26 protein-coding genes and 2 tRNA genes are annotated in these 26,503 nt (G+C 74.1%); 13 read left to right on the plus strand and 15 right to left on the minus strand.

All coding sequences use genetic code 11. From position 1 onward, the window contains the following. Window positions 1–54: 54 nt before the first annotated feature. Window positions 55–1,359, minus strand: coding sequence for an L-fuconate dehydratase (locus HNR08_RS00490; protein WP_146840402.1), 1,305 nt, complete (start codon window positions 1,357–1,359; stop codon window positions 55–57). 27 nt (window positions 1,360–1,386) lie between these two features. Beyond that, complete coding sequence (locus tag HNR08_RS00495) at window positions 1,387–2,370, minus strand: aldo/keto reductase (RefSeq protein WP_146840403.1); 984 nt, start codon at window positions 2,368–2,370, stop codon at window positions 1,387–1,389. Window positions 2,371–2,499: 129 nt separating this feature from the next. Between HNR08_RS00495 and HNR08_RS00500 the strand changes: the two genes are divergently transcribed. From HNR08_RS00500 to HNR08_RS00515, 4 genes are read left to right on the plus strand one after another with little or no spacing between them, the layout of a single operon-like run. Continuing rightward, window positions 2,500–3,264 (plus strand): HpcH/HpaI aldolase family protein, encoded by a 765-nt coding sequence (locus tag HNR08_RS00500; protein ID WP_146840404.1) that lies wholly within the window; start codon window positions 2,500–2,502, stop codon window positions 3,262–3,264. A 3-nt stretch (window positions 3,265–3,267) separates the two neighbouring features. Next, a complete protein-coding gene (locus HNR08_RS00505; protein ID WP_146840405.1) occupies window positions 3,268–4,125 on the plus strand; it encodes an amidohydrolase family protein in 858 nt (285 codons plus the stop codon). Next, a complete protein-coding gene (locus HNR08_RS00510) occupies window positions 4,122–4,892 on the plus strand; it encodes a FadR/GntR family transcriptional regulator (RefSeq protein WP_246803179.1) in 771 nt (256 codons plus the stop codon). Before HNR08_RS00505 ends, HNR08_RS00510 begins: the two co-directional genes overlap by 4 nt. After that, window positions 4,889–5,224 carry an L-rhamnose mutarotase gene (locus HNR08_RS00515; protein WP_246803180.1) on the plus strand — a complete coding sequence of 112 codons (336 nt, stop codon included), beginning with the start codon at window positions 4,889–4,891 and terminating at the stop codon, window positions 5,222–5,224. The genes HNR08_RS00510 and HNR08_RS00515 overlap by 4 nt, the downstream gene beginning before the upstream one ends. Before the next feature lie 104 nt (window positions 5,225–5,328). Here HNR08_RS00515 and HNR08_RS00520 read toward each other — a convergent pair. Then, window positions 5,329–5,402, minus strand: a tRNA-Ile gene (locus HNR08_RS00520). 61 nt (window positions 5,403–5,463) lie between these two features. Between HNR08_RS00520 and HNR08_RS00525 the strand changes: the two genes are divergently transcribed. Next, a complete protein-coding gene (locus HNR08_RS00525; protein ID WP_221286412.1) occupies window positions 5,464–5,967 on the plus strand; it encodes a hypothetical protein in 504 nt (167 codons plus the stop codon). A 22-nt stretch (window positions 5,968–5,989) separates the two neighbouring features. On the opposite strand, the gene HNR08_RS00530 is transcribed toward HNR08_RS00525, so the two are convergent. After that, window positions 5,990–6,730, minus strand: coding sequence for a hypothetical protein (locus HNR08_RS00530; RefSeq protein WP_146840407.1), 741 nt, complete (start codon window positions 6,728–6,730; stop codon window positions 5,990–5,992). Window positions 6,731–6,921: 191 nt separating this feature from the next. On the opposite strand from HNR08_RS00530, the gene HNR08_RS00535 reads away from it, so the two are divergent. The 3 genes from HNR08_RS00535 (at window position 6,922) to HNR08_RS00545 (ending at window position 9,979) form a co-directional block, all read left to right on the plus strand. Continuing rightward, window positions 6,922–6,994: transfer RNA gene (locus tag HNR08_RS00535), tRNA-Asn, on the plus strand. Window positions 6,995–7,083: 89 nt separating this feature from the next. Beyond that, window positions 7,084–7,482 carry a hypothetical protein gene (locus tag HNR08_RS00540; RefSeq protein WP_146840408.1) on the plus strand — a complete coding sequence of 133 codons (399 nt, stop codon included), beginning with the start codon at window positions 7,084–7,086 and terminating at the stop codon, window positions 7,480–7,482. Window positions 7,483–7,621: 139 nt separating this feature from the next. Further along, entirely contained in the window at window positions 7,622–9,979 is a 2,358-nt protein-coding gene (locus HNR08_RS00545; protein WP_146840409.1) for a glycoside hydrolase family 3 N-terminal domain-containing protein, read from the plus strand. A gap of 40 nt (window positions 9,980–10,019) precedes the next feature. Here HNR08_RS00545 and HNR08_RS22530 read toward each other — a convergent pair whose 3' ends face one another. Then, entirely contained in the window at window positions 10,020–10,382 is a 363-nt protein-coding gene (locus HNR08_RS22530; RefSeq protein ID WP_146840410.1) for a CopG family ribbon-helix-helix protein, read from the minus strand. Beyond that, entirely contained in the window at window positions 10,379–10,645 is a 267-nt protein-coding gene (locus HNR08_RS00555; RefSeq protein ID WP_146840411.1) for a hypothetical protein, read from the minus strand. The genes HNR08_RS22530 and HNR08_RS00555 overlap by 4 nt, the downstream gene beginning before the upstream one ends. 243 nt (window positions 10,646–10,888) lie before the next feature. On the opposite strand from HNR08_RS00555, the gene HNR08_RS00560 reads away from it, so the two are divergent. From HNR08_RS00560 to HNR08_RS00575, 4 genes are all read left to right on the plus strand, one after another. Continuing rightward, window positions 10,889–11,860: an IS481 family transposase gene (locus HNR08_RS00560; RefSeq protein WP_183834707.1), complete on the plus strand. Its 972-nt coding sequence runs from the start codon at window positions 10,889–10,891 to the stop codon at window positions 11,858–11,860. Window positions 11,861–11,905: 45 nt separating this feature from the next. Further along, on the plus strand, window positions 11,906–12,616 hold the full coding sequence (locus HNR08_RS00565) for a hypothetical protein (protein WP_146840594.1): 711 nt from the start codon (window positions 11,906–11,908) through the stop codon (window positions 12,614–12,616). A 99-nt stretch (window positions 12,617–12,715) separates the two neighbouring features. Continuing rightward, on the plus strand, window positions 12,716–13,522 hold the full coding sequence (locus tag HNR08_RS00570; RefSeq protein ID WP_221286288.1) for a hypothetical protein: 807 nt from the start codon (window positions 12,716–12,718) through the stop codon (window positions 13,520–13,522). Between the two features lie 340 nt (window positions 13,523–13,862). Further along, entirely contained in the window at window positions 13,863–15,395 is a 1,533-nt protein-coding gene (locus HNR08_RS00575; RefSeq protein WP_146840596.1) for a peptide MFS transporter, read from the plus strand. A gap of 19 nt (window positions 15,396–15,414) precedes the next feature. Here the strand turns inward: HNR08_RS00575 and HNR08_RS00580 are convergent, their stop codons facing one another. From HNR08_RS00580 to HNR08_RS00620, 9 genes are all read right to left on the minus strand, one after another. Next, window positions 15,415–16,179: an SDR family NAD(P)-dependent oxidoreductase gene (locus tag HNR08_RS00580; protein ID WP_146840597.1), complete on the minus strand. Its 765-nt coding sequence runs from the start codon at window positions 16,177–16,179 to the stop codon at window positions 15,415–15,417. A gap of 73 nt (window positions 16,180–16,252) precedes the next feature. After that, window positions 16,253–17,572 carry an aspartate aminotransferase family protein gene (locus HNR08_RS00585; RefSeq protein WP_146840598.1) on the minus strand — a complete coding sequence of 440 codons (1,320 nt, stop codon included), beginning with the start codon at window positions 17,570–17,572 and terminating at the stop codon, window positions 16,253–16,255. 94 nt (window positions 17,573–17,666) lie between these two features. Continuing rightward, window positions 17,667–18,839 (minus strand): ABC transporter substrate-binding protein, encoded by a 1,173-nt coding sequence (locus HNR08_RS00590; protein WP_146840599.1) that lies wholly within the window; start codon window positions 18,837–18,839, stop codon window positions 17,667–17,669. A gap of 115 nt (window positions 18,840–18,954) precedes the next feature. After that, window positions 18,955–19,725, minus strand: coding sequence for an ABC transporter permease (locus HNR08_RS00595; protein WP_146840600.1), 771 nt, complete (start codon window positions 19,723–19,725; stop codon window positions 18,955–18,957). Continuing rightward, window positions 19,722–20,576, minus strand: coding sequence for an ABC transporter ATP-binding protein (locus HNR08_RS21380; RefSeq protein WP_146840601.1), 855 nt, complete (start codon window positions 20,574–20,576; stop codon window positions 19,722–19,724). Before HNR08_RS21380 ends, HNR08_RS00595 begins: the two co-directional genes overlap by 4 nt. Further along, window positions 20,573–21,517 carry an ABC transporter permease gene (locus HNR08_RS21385; protein ID WP_146840602.1) on the minus strand — a complete coding sequence of 315 codons (945 nt, stop codon included), beginning with the start codon at window positions 21,515–21,517 and terminating at the stop codon, window positions 20,573–20,575. The genes HNR08_RS21380 and HNR08_RS21385 overlap by 4 nt, the downstream gene beginning before the upstream one ends. After that, on the minus strand, window positions 21,514–22,545 hold the full coding sequence (locus HNR08_RS00610; protein ID WP_146840603.1) for a TIGR03842 family LLM class F420-dependent oxidoreductase: 1,032 nt from the start codon (window positions 22,543–22,545) through the stop codon (window positions 21,514–21,516). The genes HNR08_RS21385 and HNR08_RS00610 overlap by 4 nt, the downstream gene beginning before the upstream one ends. A 33-nt stretch (window positions 22,546–22,578) precedes the next feature. Continuing rightward, window positions 22,579–24,012 carry a dihydropyrimidinase gene (gene hydA / locus HNR08_RS00615; RefSeq protein ID WP_146840604.1) on the minus strand — a complete coding sequence of 478 codons (1,434 nt, stop codon included), beginning with the start codon at window positions 24,010–24,012 and terminating at the stop codon, window positions 22,579–22,581. Between the two features lie 17 nt (window positions 24,013–24,029). Then, window positions 24,030–24,878, minus strand: coding sequence for a nitrilase-related carbon-nitrogen hydrolase (locus tag HNR08_RS00620; RefSeq protein WP_146840605.1), 849 nt, complete (start codon window positions 24,876–24,878; stop codon window positions 24,030–24,032). Between the two features lie 204 nt (window positions 24,879–25,082). On the opposite strand from HNR08_RS00620, the gene HNR08_RS00625 reads away from it, so the two are divergent. Then, window positions 25,083–26,468, plus strand: a complete 1,386-nt coding sequence (locus HNR08_RS00625) for an aminotransferase-like domain-containing protein (protein ID WP_146840606.1) — start codon at window positions 25,083–25,085, stop codon at window positions 26,466–26,468. The last annotated feature ends 35 nt before the right edge of the window (window positions 26,469–26,503 follow it).

The following is a 26,503-nucleotide window of genomic DNA, read 5'->3' on the forward strand; positions in this document are numbered from 1 at the left end:
CTCGCCGGGGGCGTGTCCGCTCGAACCTTCCACTGCGGACGTGCGGAGCCCGGGTCAGGCGCGCGCGGTGGCCCAGTAGGTGCCGTCGGGGTACTGGTACGTCGCGACCGACTCCTCGTGGATGCGGGCGCTGTAGCCCGGGCGCGACGGCAGCAGGTAGTTCCCGTTCTCCACGAGGCACGGGTCGTCGAAGTGCTCGTGCAGGTGGTCCACGAACTCCGTGACCCGGTTCTCCAGCGTCCCGGACACCGCCACGAAGTCGACGATCGACAGGTGCTGCACGAGCTCGCACAGCCCGACGCCGCCCGCGTGCGGGCACACCGGGACCCCGAACTTCTTCGCCATCAGGTACACCGCGAGGATCTCGTTCACGCTCGCGAGGCGCGCGGAGTCGAGCTGGCAGAAGTCGATCGCCTCCGCCTGGAACAGCTGCTTGAACAGCACGCGGTTCATGCCGTGCTCCCCCGTCGCCACCCCGATCGGCGCGACCGCCTTCCGGATCGCGGCGTGGCCGAGCACGTCGTCGGGGCTGGTGGGCTCCTCGATCCAGAACGGCTCGAACTCCGCGAGCCGCTGCACCCACTCGATCGCCTGCGGCACGTCCCAGACCTGGTTCGCGTCGATCATCAGCCGGACGTCCCAGCCGACGACCTCGCGGGCGATCCGCAGCCGCCGGACGTCCTCCTCCAGGTCCGCGCCGACCTTGAGCTTCACATGCTTGTACCCCGCGTCCACCGCCTCCTGCAGCAGCCGGCGGAGCTTGTCGTCGGAGTAGCCGAGCCAGCCGGCCGAGGTCGTGTAGCAGGGGTAGCCGCCGCGCGCCTCGAGCTCCGCGATCCGCGCCGCCCGGGTGGGCTCGAGCTCGCGCAGCATCGCCACGGCCTCGTCGGCGGTGAGCGCGTCGGGCAGGTAGCGCAGGTCGGTCGCGGCGACGAGCTCCTCCGGGCTCATGTCCACCAGCAGCCGCCACAGCGGCTTGCCCGCGCGCCGGGCCGCCATGTCCCACAGCGCGTTCATGACCGCGGCCATCGCCAGGTGCACGACGCCCTTCTCCGGGCCCAGCCAGCGCAGCTGCGAGTCGGCGGCGAGCTCCCGGTAGGTCGCGCCCAGGTCGTCGAGCAGCGCGTCCGCGTCCCGGCCGATCAGCGGCAGCGCGCGCTGCCGGGCGGCCTCGGCGCACAGGTCGTTCCCCCGGCCGATGGTGAACGTGAACCCGTAGCCCTCCAGGTCGCCGTCGGTCTCCAGCACGACGTAGGCGGCCGAGTAGTCGGCGTCCTTGTTCATCGCGTCGGAGCCGTCGGCGGACAGCGAGGTCGGGAAGCGCAGGTCGTGCACGCGCACGCCGGTGATGGTGGTCATGGGTCCGTGTCTCTCGGTGGTGGGTGGTCAGTGCTCGCCGGGCACGCGGAGCAGCAGCCCCTGCGCGACCAGCGCGGTCCAGAGCTCGGCGGGCACCGTGGCGCGGTACCGCTCGACGGCGGCGTCGACGTGCGCGGCCGTCCGGGTGCCCAGCACGACGGAGGCCACGACGTCGAACGCGAGGGCGTACTGCACCGCGAGCTCCGGGACGGCGACCCCGAACTCGCCGGCCACCGCCGCGATCGCCCGGGCGCGGGCCAGCAGCTCCGCCGGCGCCTGGGCGTAGTCGAAGTGCGCGTCGTCCGGGACCGTCGGCGAGGCGAGGATGCCGGAGTTGTACACGCCCGCCGCGACGATGCCGACGCCGCGCTCCGCCGCCACGGGCACGAGGTCCGCGAGCGCCGTCTGGTCCAGCACGGTCAGCCGGCCCGCCAGCATGACGACGTCCACGTCGCAGCGCCGCACGAGCTCGGTGAGCATCGCCGACTGGTTCATCCCGGCGCCGACCGCCCGCACCACGCCCTGGTCGCGCAGCTCGATCAGCGCGCCGACGCCGGTCGTGGACGCGGCGTCCCAGTGGTCGTCCGGGTCGTGCAGGTAGGCGACGTCGATCCGGTCCAGGCCCAACCGGACCAGGCTCTCCTCGACGGACCGCAGCACGCCGTCGCGGGAGAAGTCCCACCGGCGGCGGGTGGTCGCGGGCACGACGAAGCCCTCGTCGTCGGTCCGGCCAGCGCCGTGCGGGTCGGGCACCAGCAGCCGGCCGACCTTCGTGGACAGCACGAACTCGTCGCGCGGACGGCCGGCGAGCGCGGCGCCGAGCCGGCGCTCGGACAGGCCCAGGCCGTAGTGCGGCGCGGTGTCGAAGTACCGGATGCCGGCCTCCCACGCGCGGTCCACGGCGGCGGTCGACGCCTCGTCGGTCGTCTCGCGGTTCAGGTTCCCGAACTGGGCGGCGCCCAGCCCGATCTCCGTCAGGGCCAGGTCGCCGGCGACCGAGCGGGTCCTCATCGTGTCTCCTCCGGGTCGGATGCCGGTGACTATAGGTCTGATGAATCGACCCTCTCAACCCCGGGATGCCCGGCTAGACTGCGGACCGGGTCGGTCGTAGGGCCCGAGACATCAGACAAGGAGCGCGTGATGAAGAGCTTGTGGGAGGCCGGCGGCACCGCGCACGGCGTGTGGACGACCCTGGCCGACCCGGTGACGATCGGGCTCGCCGCCCGCGCCGGGTTCGACTACACGTGCATCGACATGCAGCACGGCCTGGTCACCGCGAGCGAGCTCCCCGTCGTCCTGCGGTTCCTCGCGGGCAGCGGCACCACGCCGATCGTGCGGGTCCCCTCCTCCGAGACCGCCGTCATCTCGCGGGCGCTCGACCTCGGCGCGCGCGGCGTCGTGCTCCCGATGGTCGACAGCGCCGAGCAGGCGGCGACGGCCGCGGAGGCCGTGCGCTACCCCGGGCTCCCGGGCGGCACCGGCGTGCGCGGGCGGCGGTCCTGGGGCCCGATCTTCGCGGACCTCGACGGCGTGACCCCGCCCGACCGCGCGAACGACGACGCGCTCTGCATCGCCATGATCGAGACCCCGCAGGGCTTCGCGGACGTCGAGCGGATCGCCGCGGTCGACGGCGTCGACGTGCTCTACGTCGGCCCGTACGACCTCGCTCTGTCCACCGGCCACGGCCAGGTCACCTACCGGGACGACGCCGAGGTCGCCGCGATGATCCAGCACGTCGTCGACACCGCGCTCGCGCACGGCAAGATCCCCGCCGTGCACTGCACCGACCTGCAGATGGTCCGCGACTGGCGCGCCCGCGGCGCCCGGATGCTCACCACCGGCCTGGACACCACGATCGTCCGCGAGGCCATGCAGGCCCACTACCGCGCCGCCGTCGGGGGCTGAGGGATGCGCCTCGACGCCCACCACCACGTCTGGGACCTGGGCGTGCGCCCGCAGCCCTGGATCGGCCCCGACGAGGCGCCGGTCATCGGGCAGACGTTCACGCGGTCCGACTGGGCCGCGGCCGCGGCCGGGACGGGCGTCGAGGCGGCCGTCGTCGTGCAGACCGTGCCCGTCGCGGCGGAGACCCCGGAGCTGCTCGACCTCGCCGCCGCCGACCCGCACGTGCTCGGGGTCGTGGGGTGGATCCCGGGCGAGGGCCACCCGGAGGACGAGATCGCCGCGCTGCTGGCGCACCCGGGTGCCCGGTGGCTGGTCGGGCTGCGGGACCTCACCCAGTTCCGCGACGACCGCGCCTGGCTCGGGTCGGACGCCGCGCGCGCCCGGTCCGCTGCCGCCGGGGCCGCCGGGCTCGCGGTGGACCTGCTGGTCGAGCCGGACCAGATCGCCTCCGCGACGGAGCTCGTGCACCGGACGCCCGAGGTCCGGTACGTGCTGGACCACCTGGGCAAGCCGTCCCTGGACGCGATGCCGGCGCGCGACTGGGGGCGCCTCGTCGCCGGGCTGGCCGAGGCGCCGAACGTCGCGTGCAAGGTCTCCGGCACCGCGACGCTCACCGCCGGCCCGGACGTCCCCGCGCTGCCCGCCTACCTCGCGGAGGCGGCGTCCCGGTTCGGGGCGGACCGGCTGATGTTCGGCTCCGACTGGCCCGTCATGCTGCTGGGCGGCGCGTCGTACGCCGACCAGGTCCGGCGGGTCGAGGACGCCGCGCGGGCCGTCGGGCTGTCCGACGCGGAGGCCGACGCCCTGTGGGGCGGGACCGCCGCGCGCTGGTACCGCCTGCCCGCCGGAGGTGCCGCGTGACCGCGCTGCCGCCGGCCTCGCAGACCGCCGTCGTCATCGACGGCATCAAGGCCATGATCACCGAGGGCATGCTCGCGCCCGGCGACCGGCTCCCCGTCGAGCGCGACCTCGCCGCCCGGTTCGGCGTCTCCCGCGGCTCCCTGCGCGAGGGCGTGCGCGCGCTGGCCACGCTCGGGATCGTCGAGACCCGCCAGGGCGCCGGCACCTACGTCACCTCCCTGGAGCCCGCGCACCTGCTCGGGCCCGTCGGGCTGCTCGCAGACATCACGCCCGCGCACCGGGCGGCCGACCTGCTGGCCGTCCGGCGGGTGCTCGAGTCCGAGGCCGTCGCGCTCGCCGCCCGGCACGCCACCGACGCCGAGCTCGACGCGATGGAGGCGATCCTCGCGGACGCGGAGGCGCGGCTGGCGGGGCCGGGTGCTGCGGACGCCGACGACCTCGCCGCCGCCATCGAGTCCGACACCGCGTTCCACCGGGCCATCGCCGTCGCCGGCCGCAACGGCGCCCTCGCCGCGCTCGTCGACGGGCTGATGAGCCACACCCTGCGCACCCGGCTGTGGCGCACGGTCACCGAGGCCGGGTCCATGCACGACGCGCACCGCGAGCACCGGGACGTCCTCGCCGGGCTGCGGTCCCGGGACCCCGACCTCGCGCGGCTGCGGATGGCCGTGCACCTGGTGGGCGTGGAGCGGTACGCGCTGACGCACCCGGACGAGCCGGCCGCCCCCGCCGCTCCCGCCGACCCCGACACCGAGGAGACCCCGTGACCGTCGAGCGCCACGGCCAGATCGTCCGCCTGCGCCCCGAGAAGCGCGAGGAGTACCTGCGCCTGCACGCCGCCGTCTGGCCGCAGGTCGAGGCCACCCTCACCGCGCACCACGTCCGGAACTACACGATCTTCCTCGTCGACGACACGCTGTTCGCGACGTACGAGTACACCGGGGACGACCACGCCGCCGACATGGCCGGCGTCGCCGCGGACCCCGTCACGCAGGAGTGGTGGCGGCACACCGACCCGTGCCAGGCCCCGTGGGGCTCCGGCACGCCCGCGGGCGCGGGGCCGTGGCGGGACGCGGTCGAGGTCTGGCACCTGGACTGAGCCCGGGCGACTGGCCGGAGTGGAAGGTCCGGGCGGACACGCCGTCGGCGTGCCGGTCCGAACCCTCCACTCTGCGACCGGGCGACGGCCGGGCGGCGGCCGGGTGGGCCAGGTGGGGCTTGAACCCACGACCGACGGATTATGAGTCCGCTGCTCTGACCGGCTGAGCTACTGGCCCCGGTGGCGGCCAGGGTACCGGGAGCTCCCAGCCCGGCGGACTACGGTGGGGCCTCGTGCCGATGTTCTCCCGCCGCCACGCCCTGCCCGACGACGTCCGCCGGTCGCTGGACCTCCCGCCCGGCGACAAGGTGCTCGCCTGCGCGCAGGCCTCCGGCGGCCGCTGGCTCGCCGCGACCCGGCGGGCGCTCTACGTCGTGGACGCCACCCAGGTCACCCGGCACGCGTGGACCGACGTCGACCGGGCGTCGTTCGTCCCGGACCCCGCGGCGATCACCGTGCACTGGGTCACCGGCACCGCCGAGGAGCTGCCCCTGACCCCGCCGCTGCCCGTGGCCTTCGCGCAGACGTTCCGGGAGCGGGTGCAGTCGTCGGTCGTGCACGTCGAGACCGTCACACCCCCCGGCGCGGGCCCGGTCCGCGTCGTGCTGCGCCGCGGCGCCGACGGCGACCTGTTCACGCAGTCCATCGGCTCGGGGCGCGTCGACCTGGCGGACCCGGCCGTCGTCGCGCTGATCGAGGAGGCCGAGGCCCGGGTGCGCGCGGCCGCGGGCCTGCGCGCCTGACGCTCGCCCGGGGCGGCGGCGCTCAGCCGGCCGGGAGGACGACCTTCGACATCGCGATCGCCGACTCCATCGTGATCGTCACGCCGTCCCGCACGGACAGGGTGCCGTGGCCCACCACCCACTCGAGCAGGGCGGCGGCCGCCGCGGCGTAGGCGACGTGCCACAGCGCCGGGTCGGCCGTCAGCGCGCGCACGACACCGGAGGTCATCGGCCACATCGCCGCGAGGAGCTCGGCGGGGGGCGCCTGGAGCGCGCTCCCGGCGGGAAGCAGCGAGCGCCCCCACTCGGGCCGGCCGAGCGTCGCGGACACCGTTCGCACGATCTCGACCACGTCCGGCACCTCGTCGGCACGCCCCAGGGTGCCGGCGGCGCCCGCGACCACCGACCACACCGACAGGCCGTCCTCCAGCAGCGGGCCGTTGAGGCGGTCGCCGAACAGGTAGGAGCGCCCCGCGGCGTCCTGGACCGTGACGAACACCTGCCCTGCCGGGACGCCCTGCAGGACGGCCAGGTCACGCACCGCGCTCTGGCACGCGTACCCGGCGAGGGCACCGGCCGTGCAGAGCAGCGACTCCGCATGCACGCCGCGACGGTCGCCGAGCGCCGCCATCAGGCGCCGCGCGACCTCCTGGGCGGCCACCCGCGCCCCGATCAGCGGGTCCTGCGCCCGCTGCTCCGCGACCTGCCGCAGCAGCGCCGCCAGGGCGGGGTCGACGGGCTCGTCCGGCTCGGGGAAGAACTGCGTACCCGGGGGGTAGGTCATGGTGCTCGCTCTCGTGCGCTCGGCTCCGGCGGCCGTCCTCGCCCCGACGTCCGTGGCCTGCCGCGACGCTGCTCCCGGCCGACCCGACGGCGATGCTCCCACGCCGCGGGCCCGGCCGGAGGAAGTTCCGGGTCCCGATGTCCCGGTGTCCGGAGCACCCTCGGCGGGCTGCTAGAGTTTTCCCCGCGCGATCCCTCGTAGCTCAATTGGCAGAGCATCCGACTGTTAATCGGACGGTTACTGGTTCGAGTCCAGTCGAGGGAGCACCCGACCCCCGTCAGCCCGAGGCTGGCGGGGGTCTTCTGTGTCCGCGCCCGTACTGATCTGCGCGGCGACGCCCCTATCCTCGTGCGGTGCCCGACACCCCGTCCTGCCCCGAGCGCGCCCTCCCCGGCGTCACCGCGTGCTCCCTGTGCGCCGGCGAGACCCTCGGCGACGGGGACCCGCTGCCCGGCGGCCAGATGGCGCGCCTGCGCGCGCTCGCCGACCGCGGCGCCGCCCGGCTGACGCTCGTCGAGTGCCTCGACGAGTGCGAGCGCGGGGACGTCGTCGTCGCCCGGCCCTCCGGCGCGCGGCGGCGGGCCGGCGCGGAGCCGGTGTGGTTCGAGCGGCTGGCCGGGGACCAGGCCACCGGCGTCCTCGAGGCGTGGCTGCGCGACGGCGGCGGCCCGGGCGGCGCGCCGCTGCCGGAGGGCCTCGCGGAGTACGTGATCGACCGCCGCGCCGACGTGCCGGACCCCGCCGTCCCCTGACGCCGGCGGCCACGCGGCGACCGTTCGTCCATCCCCGCCGACCGTGTGTGCACGACGGCCCCCTGGGCCGGTCGGCGCGCGCTGTGGTGGTCTCCCCGGGCTCCCCCGGGCACCGTGGCCAGGAGACGAGGACCCGTCGATGACGACAGCGCGCACGCGACGCGGCACCACCACCGCGGCGGTGCTCACCGGGACGGCCCTGCTGGCGGTCGCCGCCTGCACGGGCGGCACCCCGGAGGACGCCTTCACGACCCGCGAGGTCACCGACGGCCGGACGACGTTCGTCGTCGTGACCAACCCCGGCGACGCCCCGGTGCTGTCGTACGGGGCGGGCAGCGGCGTCGAGCTCCTGTCCGAGCGGGTCGGGGGCCGGACGGTGGCGTTCAAGGACATGAACGCCAACGGCACGCTCGACACCTGGGAGGACTGGCGGGAGTCGCCGGCCGACCGCGCCGCGGCGCTGGCCGGGGAGCTCGCGACCGAGCAGCTCGCGGGCCTCATGCTGTACGGCACGCAGGAGCACTCCCCCGCGGACGGTCTCACCGCCCACCAGGAGCAGTACCTCGCGGAGTCCCACGTCCGGAGCGTGCTCAACGCCGGGCCGAACGACGTGGACGCGAACGTCACCTGGTCGAACGAGGTGCAGGCGTTCGTCGAGTCCCTCGCCACGGCGGACCGGCCGTACGTGCCGGTGAACTTCACGTCCGACCCGCGCTCGACGGCGGGCGCCGCCGGGTACAACTCCCCCGGCGACGACCTCTCGCGCTGGCCCTCGAACCTCGGGCTCGCCGCGACGCGCGACGTCGGCACGGTGCACGAGTTCGCCACCACGATCTCCGCGGAGTACCGGGCGCTGGGCATCGCGACGGCCATGAGCCCGCAGATCGACCTGGCGACCGACCCGCGCTGGCTGCGCACCGAGGGCACGTTCGGCGAGGACGCGGAGCTCACCGCCGCGTTCGCCGCGGCCAACGTCGACGGGTTCCAGAGCTCCCCGGGCGTGGACGGCTGGGGGCCCGAGTCCATCAACGCGATGATCAAGCACTGGGCCGGCGAGGGCCCGGGCGAGGGCGGCCGCGAGCCGCACACGGACGCCGGCAAGTACGCCGTGTACCCAGGCGGGAACTTCGCCACGCACACGCAGGCCTTCCTCGGCGCGCTGGACTCGGCGTCCGTCATGACCTCCTACTCGATCGTGGTCGGTCCCGACGGCGAGCCGCTGTTCGCCGACCGCACGGGCGCGGCGTACGACACGGGCCGGATCGCGCAGCTGCGCGCGGAGTACGACGGCGTCGTCATCACCGACTGGAACGTCACCCGGTCGATCTCCGACGCCGGCTCGACGGGCGGGACGGGCTGGGGCGTCGAGGACCTCACGGAGGACGAGCGGCACGACGCCGTCCTGCGCACCGGGCACGACATGGTCGGCGGCAACAACGACGTCGCGCCGGTGCTGGCGGCGTACGACCTGTGGCAGGCCGACTACGACGCCGGCCGCGTCGGCGTCGACGCGGACACCCGGTTCCGCGAGTCCGCGGCACGCATCCTCCGGATGATGTTCCAGCCGGGGCTGTACGAGAACCCGTACCTCGACCTCGACGAGTCCCGCGCGATCGCCGGGTCCGCCGACAAGGTCGCGGCGGGCTACGAGGCGCAGCTCGACTCGGTCGTCATGCTGAAGAACTCCGACGGGACCGTCGCCCCGGCGGACGCGGACGCGTGGCGGGGCGCGACCGTCTACGTCCCGCGCACCTCCACCCTCGACCTGGGCGGCAAGCTCGGCGGCGTCGTCCCGCCCGAGGGTCCCGGCCTCGACGTCGCCGCCCTGGAGCAGCACGTCGGCGCCGTGGTGACGGACGAGGCGGTGCTCGACGCCGACGGCCGGGTCGTCGGCTACACGGCCCCCGACCTCACCGACGTGGACCTCGTGCTGGTCGGCATGCGCAGCCCGGTCAACGGCACGCACTTCAGCCCGGTCGGCCACGACGACGCGACCGGCGAGTGGTACCCGCTGTCCCTGCAGTACCGCCCGTACACCGCGGACGGCGAGCACGTGCGACGCGTGTCGATCTCCGGGGACGTCCTGCCCGACGGGACGCGCGAGAACCGCTCGTACTACGGCGCGACCTCCCGGATCGCGAACGAGGCGGACCTCGACGCGTTCGAGCGGGCGGTCGCCGCCGTCGGCGCGTCGGGCCGGGACATCCCCGTCGTCACCGTGCTCAAGGCCACGAACCCGACGGTCCCGGCGGAGTTCGAGGCGGCGTCCGACGCGGTCCTCGTCGGCTTCGGGGTGAGCGACGCGGCGCTGGTCGAGGTCGCCCTGGGGCTGCACGAGCCGCAGGGGCGGCTGCCGATGGCGTTCCCGGCGTCGATGGACGCGTTCGAGGCGCAGCTCGAGGACGTCGGCGGGGACACGGAGCCGTACGTCGACGCGGCGGGGAACGCGTACGGGATCGGGTTCGGGTTGGGCTACGGCGGCGTCGTCACGGGGTAGCCGGGGTCCGCCCGCTGAGACGTCCGGCCCGCTGCAGGGCTCACGCGCTGCGGACGTAGTCCTCGATCGCCTGGCGCATGACCGCGCTGGGCGTGCGCCCCTGGTCGCGCGCGAGCCTCACCAGGGCGGCGTCGACCTCGACGGGAAGGCGGACCTGCCGCTTGGGCGAGTGGCCGGAACCGGACGCGGAGAGACGAGGACGGCCACGTCCTCGTCGCGTGGCCGCCTCCATCTCGTCGTCGCTGAGGAACGGCGCCAGGTGGTCGCGGCCCGGCAGCTCACCGCGTCCGGGGGTCACGACCGCGTCCGTCGGGAGTTGCCAGTCGTCTGCGCCGACCTCGGCGGCGAGCCGCTCGTAGTAGTCGTCGTCACCGGCACGTCCGGGTCCGGTCGTCGTGCTCACTGCGCCCTCCTGGCGGCTTCGAGGATCTTCGGTCTGGCATCCATCACGTGGAACACGACGAGGCGCCCGTCGGCGACTTCCGCCATGACCTCCAGCAGGCGACCGTCCAGTCCCGGCCCGATGAACAGGTCAGGCGCTGCCCGGCCGGGAACCCGCGACGACCCGAACGGCGAGATGCGGAACTGGTGCCGGAGCATCGCGTTGACCGCGTCCTCGCGTGAGACGCCATGCTTGTCGGCGCCGCCCGTCCACCGGATGTTCATCGTAGTTCTGTACTCCACAAATGGCTAGAGGCGGTCGCGACGCACTCACCATGCCGGTCGCGCAGGTGCGGGTTCCGGGACGGGAGCCCCTGGACGATCGCGCGTCCTGGGGCGAACGGGGCGGATCGGCCCTGCGACCCCGCGGACTAGCTGTACTGACCAAGACCGTTGTTGACGTGAAGAGAGACCTCCGGGTCGAGTTGGAGCTGTCTAGGAACCGACTCTGACCAACGGAGGTCTCTCATGGCCCACGCTAACGCCCGGCTGACGCCTGCCGGCAGGTTGACCATGGTCCAGCGGATCGGCGCGGGGCGTCCGGTCGCGCACGTCGCTGCGGAGATGGGTGTGTCCAGCACGACCGCGTGGCGGTGGTGGCGCCGGTTCCAGGCCGAGGGGCCCGCCGGGCTCGTTGACCGGTCGAGCGTGGCCCGCAGCCATCCGCGTCGGACCAGCGCCTGCGTCGAGACCCGGGTGCGGATCGCCCGGATGCTGAGCCGTCGCGGGCCGGTCGCGATCGGGCGTCTAGTGGGGTTGCCGGCCTCGACCGTCGGGCGGATCCTGCACCGCCACCGGGTCCCGCGCCTGGCTGACTGCGACCCCGTGACCGGGCAGGTCATCCGGGCGACCCGCCGGTCGGCGAACCGCTACGAGCACCCGCACCCGGGGTCGTTGGTGCACATCGACGTCAAGAAGCTCGGGCGGATCCCCGACGGCGGTGGCTGGCGCGCCCACGGCCGCTCGGAGGAGGTCCGCGGCCGCGGGATCGGCTACGACTACGTCCACACCGCGATCGACGACCACTCCCGCCTGGCCTACGCCGAGATCCACCCCGACGAGAAGGGCGCGACCGCCGCGGGGTTCCTGGCGCGCGCCGCGGGGTTCTACGCAGATCACGGCGTCCGGGTCGAGCGGGTGATCAGCGACAACGCGTTCGCCTACCGCAACTCCCGCGTCTTCCACCAGACCGCGGCCGACCTGGGCATCGTGCAGAAGTTCATCCGCCCGCACTGCCCCTGGACCAACGGCAAGGTCGAGCGGCTGAACCGGACCCTGGCCACTGAGTGGGCCTACTCCCGCATCTGGTCATCCAACGCCGACCGCGCCGCAGCCTTGCCCGCCTGGCTCCAGCACTACAACCTGGAACGACCCCACCTCGGCATCGGCGGACTCACACCCATCGACCGCGTCAACAACGCAACGGGTCAGTACAACTAGCGCCGGCCGCACGCGGTGACGGCCACACCCCGAGGGGGCGGTGTGATGCGCACGGGAACCCGGCCCGTCGGGGCCCTCGTCCTGCTGGCGGCCCTGGCGCTGGCCGGCTGCTCGGGACCCTCGGCGGACGACGCCGGCGACGGCCCCTCGACCCCGCCGGCGACCTCCGCGCCGGCCACGTCCTCCGCCCCGGACGACCCCGAAGACCCCGACGACCCGGCCGACCCCGGGGCCGAGGAGCCGCCCTCGAAGGGTGGTGCCGGCGGCGGCGAGGTCGTCCTGGTCGGGCTGCCGGTCGGCGGCGGGGGCCCGGTCGAGCTGGACGACGGCGTCGGTTGCGTCGAGGTCTTCGGCGCCTCCGAGGGGGTCCGGGCGACGGTCGAGCAGGTCGTCCTGGAGCCGTCGGGGACCGCGCTGCTCCCCGGCGCGTGCGGGAGCGACCACCCGGCGTGCGCCGGCCTGGTCGACTCCTCGTCGTACAGCTGCGCCGTGCGGTTCCGGGCGGCGCCCGGGGCCACCGGGGTCGAGGTGGGGCTGCTGGGCACGCTGGCGTGCGACGACGCCGCGGTGTGCGCCGAGCTCCGCGAGCGGTGGGGCCCGACCGCCGGCGGGGTGCCGTTCGTCTTCGTGCCGGCACAGGGGCCGGGCGACGCGGGGAGCACGGAGCCGGAGGACCCCGGGGCGAGCGAGCCCGCGGACGATCCCCCGGACGATCCCGCCGACGCGCCCGGCACCGACCCGACGGGCGGGGGCTGAGTGCGCTCCGGGCGGCGGGCTCCGGCGCCGGCCGTCCCGGAGCCCGCGCCGGAGCCGCCGCCCGGACCCGGCGCCCCGGGGTGGGGGCAGGTGTGGGGCGTGCTCAGCGGCGTGGTGGCGCCCGCGACCCTGGTCACGGCGCTGCTGTTCTACTTCGGCTACGTCGCGACGCGCGCGCAGTTCCGGTACTTCGGCGTCGACGTCGACACGCTCGGCTACACCACGCAGGAGTTCGTGATGCGGGCGCCGCAGTCCCTGCTCGTGCCGGGGCTGACGCTGCTGCTGGTCACCGCGGCACTCGTCTGGGGCGACGGGCTGGTGCGGCGGTGGCTGGCGCACGCGCCGGCGGCCACCGTGCGCCGGGTCCGGGGCGTGGCCGGCGCGGTGGGCGTGCTGCTCCTCACGGCGGGGGTCGCGCTGGTGGCGCTGTACCGGCCCCTGCTCGACTGGCTCCCGTACCCGCTGGTCACGTCGCTGCTGCTCGGGTCCGGCGCGCTCACCGTCGAGCGGGTTCTCGCCTGGCGGCCCGGCGCGACCGGGTTCCGCGTGGAGCGGGTGCTGCTGCTGCTCGTCGTCCTGGTGGCGACCCTGTGGGCGACGGCGACGGTCGCCGAACGGTCCGGGCGCGGATCGGCCCGCCTGCTCGCCGCCGACCTCACGGACCTGCCGGAGGTGGTCCTCGACACCCCGGGCCGTCTGTTCCCGGGCGACGAGACCGTGCGCGAGCAGGCCCTGCCCGCGAGCGGGTCCGGCTTCGCGTACCGGTACCGCGGGCTGCGGCTGCTCGCCGCGGGCGACGCCACGCTGCTGCTCGTGCCCGAGACGTGGACCGAGTCCGGGTCGACCTTCGTCGTGCCCCTCGCCGACGTCCGCGTGAAGTACCGGTTCGTGGACGATCCGCCGTGACCAGAGCACTCACCCGCCGGCGCCGACTACTCAGAGGGCACGCCGCGACGGGCACCCGGATCCGCAAGCGGCGCCCTCGGTCCCCGCGGTCGACGGGCCACGACCACCCAGATCCGCCCGTGTCCGCCCGCACACCGGGACGTTCGTCTTGCCGCCCTGCGAGGGGCGGTCACATCCTGGGAGGCGGGTCCCGCCGCTGCGCGCGAGCCCCGGGACCGCTCAGGGTCGCGGGCGTGCGCTCGGCCAGACGAGTGCAGGAGAACACCATGACAACCCGCCGAACCCCCGCACGACGCCCGGCGCGCGCGTGCCGCTCCTGCTCGCAGACGGGGGCGACGCGATGAGCGCGCCGGAACGCGAGGCCGACGCGAACGGCCGCGCGGCCGGGGAGCTCGCCGGCGACCGGGCGTTCTTCGGCCACCCGCGCGGGCTGATGACGCTGTTCACCACGGAGCTGTGGGAGCGGTTCAGCTACTACGGGATGCGCGCCATCCTGCTGTACTACCTGACGGACTCGGTCGCGGACGGCGGCCTCGGCATCGCCGAGCGCACCGGCCTCGCGCTGGTGTCGATCTACGGCACGAGCGTGTACCTGCTGTCGGTGATCGGCGGCTGGGTCGCCGACCGGCTGATCGGCGCGCGGCGCTCGACCCTGATCGGCGGCATCATCATCGCCGCGGGGCACGTGTTCCTCGCACTGCCGAGCGCGCCGACGTCCTACCTCGGCATCGCGCTCGTGGCGTTCGGCACGGGCCTGCTGAAGCCGAACGTGTCGAGCATGGTCGGCGACCTGTACGCACGGGACGACCCCCGCCGCGACTCCGGGTTCTCGATCTTCTACATGGGCATCAACATCGGCTCGTTCACCGCGCCGTTCCTGGTCGGCGCCGCGCGGGCGTGGGGCGGGTACCACGCCGGGTTCCTCGTGGCCGCGGTCGGCATGGGCATCGCGCTGGTGTTCTTCGTCGCGGGGGGCAAGTACCTGGGCCGGGCGGGCGGCTCCGCGCCGAACCCCATCCGCCCCGAGGAGCGCCCGAAGCTCGTGCGCGGGTTCGGGCTCCTCGTCCTCGCGGTCGTGGCGGTCGTGGCGGTCGCCGCGCTGGTGTCCGGCGGGCTGAACCTCGACACGTTCATCGACACGATGTCCTACCTGGCGTTCCTCGCCCCGGTGGCGTACTTCGTGGCGATGTACCGCTCACCCAAGGTCACCGACGCGGAGCGGCCGCGGGTCATCGCGTACATCCCGCTGTTCGTCGCGGCGATGCTGTTCTGGATGATCTTCGAGCAGGCGGCGACCACGCTGGCGGCGTTCGCGCAGAACCGCACCGAGCTGTCGTTCTTCGGCGTGACGATCAGCCCGGAGTTCTTCCAGTCGGTCAACCCGCTGTCGATCATCATCCTGGCGCCGGTGTTCGCCTGGATCTGGACGAAGACGCACGACCGCCCGCCGACCGCGACGAAGTTCGCGATGGGCCTCGGCCTGGCGGCGCTGTCGTTCCTGGTGATGGCCGCCGCGTCCGCGTGGATCGGCGACGGCAAGGCCCCCGCGTGGGTGCTGGTGGTCGTCTACGTCATCCAGACGCTCGGCGAGCTGTGCCTGTCCCCCGTCGGCCTCGCGGCGACCACGCTGCTCGCCCCGCGGGCGTTCCGGAACCAGGCGATGGCGGTCTGGTTCCTCGCCCCGGCCGCCGGGCAGGCGATCACGGCGCAGCTCATCAAGGCCACCGAGGGCACCTCGGACACGGCCTACTTCGGCGGCATCGGCGCGGTGGCGCTGCTGTTCGCCGTCGGGCTGCTCGCGCTGTCCCCGTGGGTCACGCGGCACATCCGCCGGGCCGACGAGCTCGAGGGCACGGTGAGCGCCGGCGCCTGACGCTCCCGCCGCGGGCGCGTCAGGCGTTCCGGGCGATCTGGGTGTTGCTGACCTGGGCGCGCGGGCGGACCACGAGGGTGTCGATGTTGACGTGGTGCGGCCGGGTCAGCGCGAACGCGATGACGTCGGCGACGTCGTCCGCGACCAGCGGCTGGTAGCCCTCGTACACCTTGGCCGCCCGCGCCGCGTCGCCCCCGAAGCGCACGAGCGAGAACTCCTCGGTGGCGACGTTGCCCGGCGCGATGTCGATGACCCGCACCGGCTCGCCGATCAGCTCCAGGCGCAGGGTCGTGGTCAGCATCCGCTCCGCGTGCTTGACACCCGTGTAGCCCGCACCGCCCTCGTACGGCGCGATCGCGGCGGTCGACGTCACGACCAGCACGTCGCCGCGGCCGCTGGCCGTGAGCGCCGGGAGCAGCGCCTTCGTCACGCGCAGCGTCCCCAGCACGTTGAGGTCGTACATCCGGCGCCAGCCCTCGAGGTCGGCGTCCGCGACGCGGTCCAGCCCGAGGGCGCCGCCGGCGTTGTTGACCAGCGAGGTCAGCCCGCCGGTGGCCTCGACGTGGGCGGCGAGGCGGGCGACGTCGGCGTCGTCGGTGAGGTCGGCGACGAACGCCTCGGCGCCGGTCTCCTCGGCGAGGGCCGCGAGCCGGTCGGCGCGGCGGGCGACGGCCACGACCTCCCACCCGTCTGCGCGCAGGCGGCGGACGGTGGCCGCGCCGATCCCGCTGGACGCGCCGGTGACGACGGCGCGGAGGGTGGGCGTGGCGGACGTGCTGGACATGCGGGGTCCTCCCAGGTGGGTCGGTCTTCGCCGACGAGGCTACTCAGTGGGTCGGGGACGTGACGGGCGGGGGTCAGAGCCGGGCGTCGAGCTCGGTCAGCACCGCGTCGTACGCCGCGAGCGCCGTCGCGACCTGGGCGTCCGACACGACGCACGGCGGCACGACGTGGATGCGGTTGTCCTGCACGAACGGCAGCAGCCCGCGGTCCAGCAGTCCCGCCTTGACGGCGGCCATCCCGGTGGCCCCGACCGGCTCGCGGGTCGCGCGGTCGGCGACCAGCTCGACGGCCCAGAACACGCCGGTCCCTCGCACCTCCCCGACCGACGGGTGCGCGTCGCCGAGGGCGCGCAGGCCCGGCCCGAGCACGTCGGCGCCGACGCGGGCGGCGTTCTCGACGACCTTCTCGTCCTCCATCGCCTCGATGGTGGCGACGATCGCGGCCATGGCGAGCGGGTGCCCGGAGTAGGTGAGCCCGCCGGGGAACACCCGGTCGTCGAACACGGCGGCGACGGGGTCGGAGATCAGGACGCCGCCGGCGGGGACGTAGCCGGAGTTCACGCCCTTCGCGAAGGTCACGAGGTCCGGCACGACGTCGTGCTGCTCGAACGCGAACCAGGACCCGGTGCGGCCGAACCCGGCCATCACCTCGTCGAGGATCAGCAGGATGCCGTGCCGGTCGGCGAGCGCGCGGACGCCGGCCAGGTAGCCGGGCGGCGGGACCAGCACGCCCCCGGTGCCGACGACCGTCTCCAGGAGGATCGCGGCGATCGACGACGCGCCCTCCGAGACGATGACGCGCTCCAGGTGATGCAGCGCCCGCTCGGTCTCCTGCTCCGGCGTCGCGGCCCAGAACTCGGAGCGGTACAGGTACGGCCCGAAGAAGTGCACGTGGCCGCGCGCGTACTCGTTCGGCACGCGCCGCCAGTCGCCGGTCGCGACGACGGCCGCGCCGGTGTTGCCGTGGTACGACCGGTAGAAGGACAGGATCTTGTCGCGCCCGGTGGCCAGCCGCGCCATCCGGATGGCGTTCTCGTTGGCGTCGGCGCCGGCGTTCGTGAAGAACACCTTCGAGAAGCCCTCCGGCGCGTGCCGCAGGATCGCCTCGGCGGCCCGGCCGCGGGGCAGCACGGCGTGCGCGGGGGCGATCGTGGCCAGCCGGGACGCCTGCTCGGCGATGGCGGCGGTGACCCGCGGGTGCTGGTGCCCGATGTTGGTGTTCACGAGCTGGCTGCTGAAGTCGAGCATCGTGCGCCCGTCGGCCAGGTGCACCTCGCAGCCCGAGGCCCCGTCCACGACGAGCGGGTGCAGCGCGCCCTGCGCGGACCAGGAGTGGAACACGTGCGCCCGGTCGAGCTCGAGTGCGAGCCGCCCGTCGGCGTCGAGTGCGGTCATGGTGCGGTGCCTTCCGGTGTGCGCTGCGGGTGCGGTCCAGGTGCGGGCGACGGCCCGGGCCGGGGACGGGCAGGTCCCCGGCCCGGGTCGCCGGTCAGTTGCCGCCGGGGTTGAGGGTGACCTCGATCGGGGCGAAGTCCGCCCCCTCGACGTCCTCGCCCTCGGCGGTGAGCTCGTCCAGCGCCTGCTGCACGTACTCGTTGGTGTAGGCCGTGTCCGGCGGGTCGGCCGTGATGATGGTCGCGCCGGTCTCGTTGGAGGTCTGCTTGGCCATCTCGACGGTGGCGTCCCACGCGGCCTCGTCGATGATCCCGATGCCGCCGGACGTCGACGGCCAGATGAGCTTGTTGACCTCGTTGGTCATCCAGAGCTGGTGGCTGGTGCCGAGCGTCGACCCGGCGGCCGTGACGATGTCGGCGGCCTCCTGCGGGTTGTCCCGCGCGTACATCCAGCCCTTGAGCGTCGCCTTGAGGAACGCCACGGTGGTCTCGGCGTACTCGGCGTCGTCGGCCAGCCGGCCCGCGTCCGCCCAGATGGCGTCCTGGAGCATGGCGGTGCCCTCGTCGTTCCAGTCGATGACGCTGAAGTCCTCGGGCTGGTAGAGCTCGCCGGTCTCCGGGTTCTCGGTCTCGAGGAGCTGGGCGTACTCGTTGTAGGTCATGGCCTGCGCCGCGTCGATGTCGCCCGCCAGGAACGCGTTCATGTCGAACGCCTGCTGGACGATCTCGAAGTCGGTGACGCCCGCCTTGTTCAGGCCCGCGAACAGCTCCCACTCGTTGCCGTAGCCCCAGGAGCCGATCTTCTTGCCCTCGAGGTCCGCGACCGCGTCGATGCCGGCGTCCGCGAACGACACCTGCAGCGTGGCGGAGCGCTCGAAGATCTGCGCGACGTTGGTGATGTCGGCGCCCTGCTCGATGGAGCCCAGCACCTTCGGCACCCACGCGACCGCGTAGTCGACCTCACCGTTCGCGAGGGCGTCCTGCGGCACGATGTCGCCGCCGCTCGGGAGGATCTCGACGTCCAGCCCCTCCTCCTCGTAGTAGCCCTGGTCCAGCGCGGCGTAGTAGCCGGAGAACTGGGCCTGCGTCAGCCACTGGAGCTGGAGCTTGACCGGCGTGAGCTCGCCGGACGCCGACGTCTCGTCGCCCGACCCCGACCCCGCGTCGGCGTCGTCCGAGCCGCTCGAGCACGCGGTGAGCGCGAGCGCCGCCGCGACGACGAGCGCGCCGGCGCCGAGCCGGCCCCGCCTCGTGGTGGTGATCCTCATGTCGTCCCCTTTCCGTCCTGCCTCGTGACGTGCGTGCTACCTGCCCGTCTGGCGCCGTCGGCAGCCGGGTCGCCCGCGGACCCCCGACCGCGGGACGTGCTGGTGGGTGCGGGCCTCAGCCGGTGCGCACCCCGCGGCTCCCCCGTCGCTCGACGGCGAGGGTCACCCCGTAGAACAGGAGCCCGACGACGACGCCGCCGAGCACGTACGCCCACGCGCGGGCGTAGTTCGACCCCGCGGCGGCCGTCGTGATGAACGAGCCGATGCCGCTGCGCGGGCCGCCGAAGTACTCGGCGACGATCGCGGAGATCACCGCGAGCGACGACGCGAGCCGCAGGCCGGTGAACACGAACGGCAGCGCCGTCGGGATCGTCACGGCCCGGACCGCCTGCCGGGGCGTGGCGGCGTAGGCCCGCATGAGGTCCCGGTGCACCGGGCGCACCTGGCGCAGGCCGCGCAGCGTGTTGACGAAGACCGGCACAGCCACGGCGACGGCCACGACGATCTGCCGCCCGGTCTCCACCGAGGCGCCGTACATCGTGTAGAGCACCGGGGCGAGCGCCACGATCGGCACCACGGCGAGCCCGGCGACCACCGGGTTCAGCAGCGCGTCGACGGTCCGCACCGCGGAGGCGAGCACCGCCGCCGCGATGGCGACCACCGCGCCGAGCACCAGCCCGACGAGCGCGTTCGTCCCGGTGACCAGCGCCGCGGAGGCGATCGTCGGGAGGAACTCCGCGAACTCCCCCGCGATGGCCGTCGGGCTCGGCAGCAGGAACGCCGGCACCTCGCCGACGACGACCACGGCCTGCCACGCGGCGAGCAGCAGGACCGCCAGCAGCACCGGCGCGGCCCGGTGCAGGGCGCGGGACCAGCCGGCGCTCACCGGGTCTCCACCCCGCGGCTCGGGACGCCCTCGGCGCCGCCGTGCAGCGCCTCGCGCACCGCCGTGACGGCCGCGAAGTACGCCTCGTCCTCGCGCAGGTCGTCGCCCCGCTCCCCGGACCGGCCCAGCCGGACGTCCACGATGCCCGCGATCCGGCCCGGCCGGGCGGACATCACCACGACGCGGTCGGACAGGAACACGGCCTCCGGGATCGAGTGCGTGACGAACACGACCGCCGCCTGCGTCTCCGCGCAGATCCGCACGAGCTCGGACTGCAGCCGCTCGCGGGTCATCTCGTCGAGGGCGCCGAACGGCTCGTCCATGAGCAGCAGGCTGGGCCGCTCCGCGAGCGCCCGGGCGATCGCGACGCGCTGCTGCATGCCGCCGGACAGCTGGTCCGGGAAGTGGTCCGCGAACTCGGTCAGGCCGACCAGCGCGAGCATCTCGTCGGTCCGCTCCCGGCGGGCACCGCGGCCGACGCCGTGCAGGGACAGCGGCAGCTCGATGTTGGCCCGGACCGTCCGCCACGGCAGCAGGCCGGCCTGCTGGAACGCGATGCCGTAGTCGTGGGCCAGGCGCGCCTGCTCGGCGGGCCGGCCGAACACGGAGATCGAGCCGCCGGTCGGCCGGTCGAGGTCCGCGATCAGCCGCAGCAGCGTGGACTTGCCGCAGCCCGACGGGCCGATGAGGGAGACGAACTCCCCGGCGCCGACGGTGAGGTCCACGTGCTCCAGGGCGGTGACGGACCGTCCGCCGTCCGCGGGGAACACCCGGGACACCCCGGCGACCGTCACCGCGGGGGCCGTGCCGGCGGCGGGCGCGACGGCCGCGGCCGGGGCGGGGGCGCTCACGCGGCCACCTCCGCCCGGCGGAAGCGGCGCAGGCCGGTGCCCAGCAGGGCCACGGCGCCGGAGGCGACCAGGCCGAGCAGCACCGCCCCGAAGATGGGCGCCCACGGCTTGGCGGGGTCGCTGCTGGCGAAGTTGGCGAACTCGAGGATCATGCGTCCGATACCTCCGGGCATCCCGGTCGAGACCTCCGCGACGACGACGCCGAGCACGGCGCTCGTGGCCGCCAGGCGGAGGGCGGGCAGCAGGTGCGGCACGCTCGCGGGCAGCCGCAGGCGGACCAGGGTCTGGGTCCACGAGGCGGCGTAGCCCGCGAACAGCTCGCGGTGCAGGGCGTCCGGGGAGGTCAGGCCGCGCAGGGCGCCGACCGCCACCGGGAAGAAGGCCAGGTACGAGGCGATGACCGCCACCGACATCCACGGCTCCCAGGTGAAGCCGAGCTCGAGCTTCGAGCCCCAGCCCTTCACCAGCGGGGCCAGCGCGATGAGCGGGACCGTCTGGCTGAGCACGACCAGCGGCAGCACCGCGGAGCGCGCCACCCGGAACCGGGTCATCAGCAGCGCCAGCAGGAAGCCGACGACGACGCCGATCACCCAGGAGACCGCGGCGATCCGCAGGCTGGTCGCGCCGGCGCGCAGCACGGCCAGCCACAGCGGGTCCGCCCCCGGCTGCGCGGTCAGCGGCTCCCCGAGACGGGCGATCATCTCGGACACGTGCGGCATGGCCAGGTCGCTGGTGCGCGGCAGCACGAGCCGCTCGCCGACGGACCACCCCTGCTCGGGGACGACCGCCTTGACCAGCTCCCACAGGGCGGCGAGCAGGACGAGGGCGGCCAGGCCGAGCGCGACCGGGCGCAGGGCGCGGACGGCCCGGGGCAGCGGGGCCCGGACCCACCGGGGCCGCGCGGGGGCGCCGACCGCCGCCTCGGCCGTGCCGGCCGTCATGCCGTCGCCACGACGTGCTCGGCCATCGCCGGGATGACGCGCTCGCCGTACATCCGCAGGGTCTCGTCCTTGTTGTCGTGCTGCAGGTACCCGGCGAACTGGGTGACCCCGAGCTCGCGCAGTGCCTGCAGCTTCTCGACGTGCTCGCGCGGGCTGCCCAGCAGGCAGAACCGCTCGACGATCTCGTCCGGCACGAACTGCGTGTGCGAGTTCCCGGCGCGGCCGTGCTCGTTGTAGTCGTAGCCCTGCCGGCCCTCGATGTAGTCGGTGAGGGCCTTCGGCACGGACGAGCCCTGGCCGTACTTCGCCACGATGTCCGCGACGTGGTTGCCGACCATGCCGCCGAACCACCGGCACTGCTCGCGCATGTGCGCCCGGGCCGCCGGGGAGTCGCCGTCGCCGACGTACATGGGGGCCGCCACGCAGAACTTGATCGCGTCCGGGTCCCGGCCCGCCGCCTCCGCGCTGTCCCGGACGGTGCGGATCATCCACGCCGCGATGTCCGGGTCGGCGAGCTGCAGGATGAACCCGTCCCCCACCTCGCCGGTGAGCTTGAGCGCGAGCGGGCCGTACGCGGCCACCCACATCTCCAGCTCGGAGCCGTGGCTCCACGGGAACTGCACCTTCCGGCCGTTGTGCTCCACCGCCCGGGAGTTCGCCAGCTCGCGGATGACGTGGATCGACTCCCGGAGCGTCGCGAGGTTCGACGGCTTCCCGGCCAGCGTGCGGACCGCCGAGTCGCCGCGGCCGATGCCGCACACGGTCCGGTTGCCGTACATCTCGTTGAGCGTGGCGAACGACGAGGCGAGCACCGTCCAGTCCCGGGTGGCCGGGTTGGTCACCATGGGCCCGACCTTGACCTTGCGGGTCGCCGCGAGGATCTGCGAGAACACCACGAACGGCTCCTGCCAGAGCAGGTGCGAGTCGAAGGTCCACACGTAGTCGAAGCCGTGGGTCTCCGCCTGGCGGGCCAGGTCCACCACCCGCGACGCGGGCGGGTCGTTCTGCATGACGACGCCGAACTCCATGGGCGCGCCTCCTTCCGTCTGGGTGCGGGCGGGTCAGATGAGGTACTGGGACAGTCCGCGCTTGACGTACTTCCCGTGGCCGGCGCGGCCGAGGAAGGCGCCGCCGTCGACCACGACCTCGCCGCGGGACAGCACCGTGTCGACGTGCCCGTCGACCTCGAAGCCCTCCCAGGCGGAGTAGTCCATGGCCATGTGGTGGGTCTTCCCGACGCCGATGGACGTGTGCCCGTTCGGGTCGTAGACGACGACGTCGGCGTCCGCGCCCGGGGCCAGCACGCCCTTGCGGCCGTACATGCCGAACATCCGGGCCGGTGTGGTGCAGCAGATCTCGACCCAGCGCTCGAGCGAGATCTCGCCGGTGACGACGCCCTGGTACAGCAGGTCCATCCGGTGCTCGACCGAGCCGATGCCGTTCGGGATCTTGGAGAAGTCCCCGATCCCCATCTCCTTCTGGTCCTTCATGCAGAACGGGCAGTGGTCGGTCGAGACGAGCTGCAGGTCGTTCGTGCGCAGGGAGTTCCACATCTGGTGCTGGTGGCCCTCGTGCTTCGAGCGCAGCGGCGTCGAGCAGACGTACTTGGCGCCCTCGAAGTCGCCCCACTGCTGCCCGGTCGCGCCGAGGTGGTCCTCGAGCGACAGGTACAGGTACTGCGGGCAGGTCTCGCCGAACACGTTCTGGCCGCGGTCGCGCGCCTGGGCGATCTGCTCGGCCGCCTGCTTCGCCGAGACGTGCACGATGTAGAGCGGCGCGCCGGTGAGGTGGGCGAGCATGATCGCGCGGTGCGTCGCCTCCTCCTCGGCCTGCCAGGGCCGGGAGATCCCGTGGTAGTACGGGCTGGTCTCGCCGCGGGCGACGTGCTGCTGCACGAGGGTGTCGATGACCGACCCGTTCTCCGCGTGCATCATGATCATCGCGCCGTTGTCGGACGCCTTCTGCATGGCCCGCAGGATCTGCCCGTCGTCCGACAGGAACACGCCCTTGTAGGCCATGAACAGCTTGAAGCTGGTCACGCCCTCGGCGATCAGCTCGTCCATCGCGTGCAGCGAGGAGTCCTGCACGTCGGACAGGATCTGGTGGAACGCGTAGTCGACCGCGCAGTTCCCCGCCGCCTTCTGGTGCCACAGGGCGTACTGGTCGACCGGGTTCTCGTGCGGGTACTGCACCACGAAGTCGACGATCGTCGTGGTCCCGCCCCAGGCCGCGGCCGTGGTCCCGGTCTCGAACGTGTCGGAGGCGAACGTGCCGCCGAACGGCATCTCCATGTGGGTGTGCGCGTCGATGCCGCCGGGGATGACGTACTTGCCGGTCGCGTCGATCACCCGGTCGACCGTCGCGGACAGGTCGACGCCGAGGGCGGTCGAGCCGGGCTGCAGCAGCGCGACGATCGTCTCGCCGTCGATCAGCACGTCGGCGGCGCCGCAGCCCGTCGCGTTCACGACCGTGCCGCCGGTGATGAGGGTCTTCATGCGTCGTCCTCCCCGGGTCAGGGCGCCACGATCGGGCCGTAGGCGTCCGGCCGGCGGTCGCGGAAGAACTGCCAGCGCTCGCGCGTCGTCCGGATCAGGTCCAGGTCGAGGTCGCGGATCAGCAGCTGGTTCTCCGAGGACGAGCCGACCTCGCCGACGTAGTTGCCGTCCGGTCCGACCGCGTACGACGAGCCGTAGAAGTTCACCGCCTCGTCGCCGTACTCGTTGTCCTCGAGCCCCACGCGGTTGTTCGCGATGACGAAGTACCCGTTCGCGATGGCGGCCGCGGGCTGCTCGACCTCCCACAGCTTGTTCGAGATGCCGGGGGCCGTGGCGTTCGGGTTGAACACGATCTCCGCGCCGTTCAGCGCGAGCACCCGCCAGCCCTCCGGGAAGTGCCGGTCGTAGCAGATGTTCACGCCGATCTTGCCGACGGCGGTCTCGAAGACCGGGTAGCCCTGGTTGCCGGGACGGAAGTAGAACTTCTCCCAGAACTTCGGCAGGTGCGGGATGTGGTGCTTGCGGTACGTGCCGAGCAGGGTGCCGTCCGCGTCGATGACCGCCGCGGTGTTGTACAGGACCCCGGGCTGGTCCTCCTCGTAGATCGGCAGCACGATGACGATGCCGAGCTCCTTGGCCAGCGCGCTGAACCGGTCGGTGGTCGGGCCGGGGATGGTCTCGGCGTACTCGTAGTACCTCGTGTCCTGCGTGATGCCGAAGTACGGGCCGTAGAACAGCTCCTGGAAGCCGATCACCTGGGCGCCCTCGGCGGCCGCCTTGCGGGTCCAGTCCTCGTGGAGCTGGATCATCGACTCCTTGTCGCCGGTCCAGGTGGCCTGGGTGAAGGCGACGCGCACGACTGCCATGTGAAACCTCCGCTGATCGTCCCGGTCGGGGGGCCACCGCATCGTCCGCGGCGGGTGCCTGACCCCGATGGGAATGTGACTGTGGGGGTTGAACATTTCTGCGCGGTTTCTGGGCGTTACCGTCGCGAGAACGCGTATGACGGGCCGGTAAACACTGCCGCGCGCGGTCGGGAGAGGCCGCCGGCGCGGGGGACGATGACCGGCATGGACGTGGCCCAGCACGTGGAGGACCGCAGTCCTCGGGGGATCGCCGCCGCCGTGTCGCGGCTGGTGCGCAGCGGCGAGCTGCGACCCGGCGACCGCCTGCCCACCGTCCGGCGGCTCGCCGCGGACCTCGGCGTCAGCCCCGCGACCGTGTCCGGCGCCTGGCAGGCGCTGGCGGCCGTCGGGCTCGTGACGTCGCGCGGCCGGGCGGGCACCGTCGTGCTGCCGGAGCCGGCCTCCTGGCTGCCGCCGCGGTACCGGGACATGGCCGCCGGCGGCCGCGCCGACGCCGCTCCCCGGCCCGCGCTGCGGCTCGACCTGTCGACCGGCACGCCCGACCCCGACCTGCTGCCGCCCCTCGAGCGCGCCCTCGGCCGCGTCGCCGCCGCCACGCCCGCCGCCGGCACCGGCACCTACCTCGGGGCGCCCGTCGTGGAGCCGCTGATGCGGCTGCTGCGCGCGTCCTGGCCGTTCACGCCGCAGCGGATCACCGTCGTGGACGGCGCGGTCGACGCGATGAGCCGCACCCTGGAGCAGCTCGCCGGGTTCGGGGACCGGGTCGTCGTCGAGGACCCGGGGTTCCCGCCCGTGTTCGACCTGTGCGACCAGCTCGGCCTGGAGCGCGTGCCCGTCCCGCTCGACCGGCACGGCCTGCGGCCCGACGCCCTGGAGGCGGCGCTGCGCACCGGCGCCGAGCTCATCGTGCTGCAGCCGCGCGCGCACAACCCCACCGGGGTCTCGATGACGCCGACCCGGGCGCGGGAGCTCGCCGCCGTCATCCGCCGGCACGTCGCCGCGACCCCCGGGGCCGAGGTGCACGTCGTCGAGGACGACCACTCCGGGGAGATCGCGTCCTCCGCGGACGTCTCCCTCGGCACGCACCTGCCCGACCGGGTCGTGCACGTCCGGTCCTACTCGAAGTCGCACGGCCCGGACCTGCGGATCGCCGCCGTCGGCGGGCCGGCCGCGGTGCTGGACCGGGTGGTCGCGCGCCGGATGCTCGGCCCCGGCTGGACCAGCCGGCTGCTGCAGCGCCTGCTCGCGGACCTGCTGGTGGACGGCGAGGCCCTGGCCGCCGTCGCGCAGGCCCGGCGGCTGTACTACGCGCGCCAGCGGGCGCTCAGCACGGCGCTCGCCGAGCACGGGCTGGTCGTCCCGCCGGGGGACGGGATCAACATGTGGGTGCCCGTCGCCGACGAGGCCACCGCGCTGGTCCGGCTGGAGGCCGCGGGGGTCCGCGTCGCCCGGGGGCGCCCGTTCCGCGCGGCGCCGCCGGCCGAGGACGACGGTGCGGGCCACGTCCGGGTGACGGTCGGCGCTCTCGCGGGCGGCCCGGACGTCGTGGCACGCACGGCCCGCGCCCTGGCCCTCGCTGCCGCCCCCTGACCCCGCCGCGCCGCCCGCGCCCGCGCGCACCCGCC

Origin of the sequence: Cellulomonas hominis, from assembly GCF_014201095.1 — a bacterium.
Classification (GTDB): Bacteria; Actinomycetota; Actinomycetes; order Actinomycetales; family Cellulomonadaceae; genus Cellulomonas; species Cellulomonas hominis.

Coding starts and splice junctions, on each gene's coding strand:
- HNR08_RS00490 (WP_146840402.1), bottom strand. CDS start 1,359: ATGACCACCATCACCGGCGTGCGCGTGCACGACCTGCGCTTCCCGACC.
- HNR08_RS00545 (WP_146840409.1), top strand. CDS start 7,622: ATGACGACAGCGCGCACGCGACGCGGCACCACCACCGCGGCGGTGCTC.
- HNR08_RS00610 (WP_146840603.1), bottom strand. CDS start 22,545: ATGGAGTTCGGCGTCGTCATGCAGAACGACCCGCCCGCGTCGCGGGTG.
- HNR08_RS00620 (WP_146840605.1), bottom strand. CDS start 24,878: ATGGCAGTCGTGCGCGTCGCCTTCACCCAGGCCACCTGGACCGGCGAC.
- HNR08_RS00625 (WP_146840606.1), top strand. CDS start 25,083: ATGGACGTGGCCCAGCACGTGGAGGACCGCAGTCCTCGGGGGATCGCC.
- HNR08_RS00525 (WP_221286412.1), top strand. CDS start 5,464: ATGTTCTCCCGCCGCCACGCCCTGCCCGACGACGTCCGCCGGTCGCTG.
- HNR08_RS00530 (WP_146840407.1), bottom strand. CDS start 6,730: ATGACCTACCCCCCGGGTACGCAGTTCTTCCCCGAGCCGGACGAGCCC.
- HNR08_RS00575 (WP_146840596.1), top strand. CDS start 13,863: ATGAGCGCGCCGGAACGCGAGGCCGACGCGAACGGCCGCGCGGCCGGG.
- HNR08_RS00495 (WP_146840403.1), bottom strand. CDS start 2,370: ATGAGGACCCGCTCGGTCGCCGGCGACCTGGCCCTGACGGAGATCGGG.
- HNR08_RS00565 (WP_146840594.1), top strand. CDS start 11,906: ATGCGCACGGGAACCCGGCCCGTCGGGGCCCTCGTCCTGCTGGCGGCC.
- HNR08_RS00590 (WP_146840599.1), bottom strand. CDS start 18,839: ATGAGGATCACCACCACGAGGCGGGGCCGGCTCGGCGCCGGCGCGCTC.
- HNR08_RS00555 (WP_146840411.1), bottom strand. CDS start 10,645: ATGAACATCCGGTGGACGGGCGGCGCCGACAAGCATGGCGTCTCACGC.
- hydA (WP_146840604.1), bottom strand. CDS start 24,012: ATGAAGACCCTCATCACCGGCGGCACGGTCGTGAACGCGACGGGCTGC.
- HNR08_RS00585 (WP_146840598.1), bottom strand. CDS start 17,572: ATGACCGCACTCGACGCCGACGGGCGGCTCGCACTCGAGCTCGACCGG.
- HNR08_RS00505 (WP_146840405.1), top strand. CDS start 3,268: ATGCGCCTCGACGCCCACCACCACGTCTGGGACCTGGGCGTGCGCCCG.
- HNR08_RS21385 (WP_146840602.1), bottom strand. CDS start 21,517: ATGACGGCCGGCACGGCCGAGGCGGCGGTCGGCGCCCCCGCGCGGCCC.
- HNR08_RS00580 (WP_146840597.1), bottom strand. CDS start 16,179: ATGTCCAGCACGTCCGCCACGCCCACCCTCCGCGCCGTCGTCACCGGC.
- HNR08_RS00500 (WP_146840404.1), top strand. CDS start 2,500: ATGAAGAGCTTGTGGGAGGCCGGCGGCACCGCGCACGGCGTGTGGACG.
- HNR08_RS00560 (WP_183834707.1), top strand. CDS start 10,889: ATGGCCCACGCTAACGCCCGGCTGACGCCTGCCGGCAGGTTGACCATG.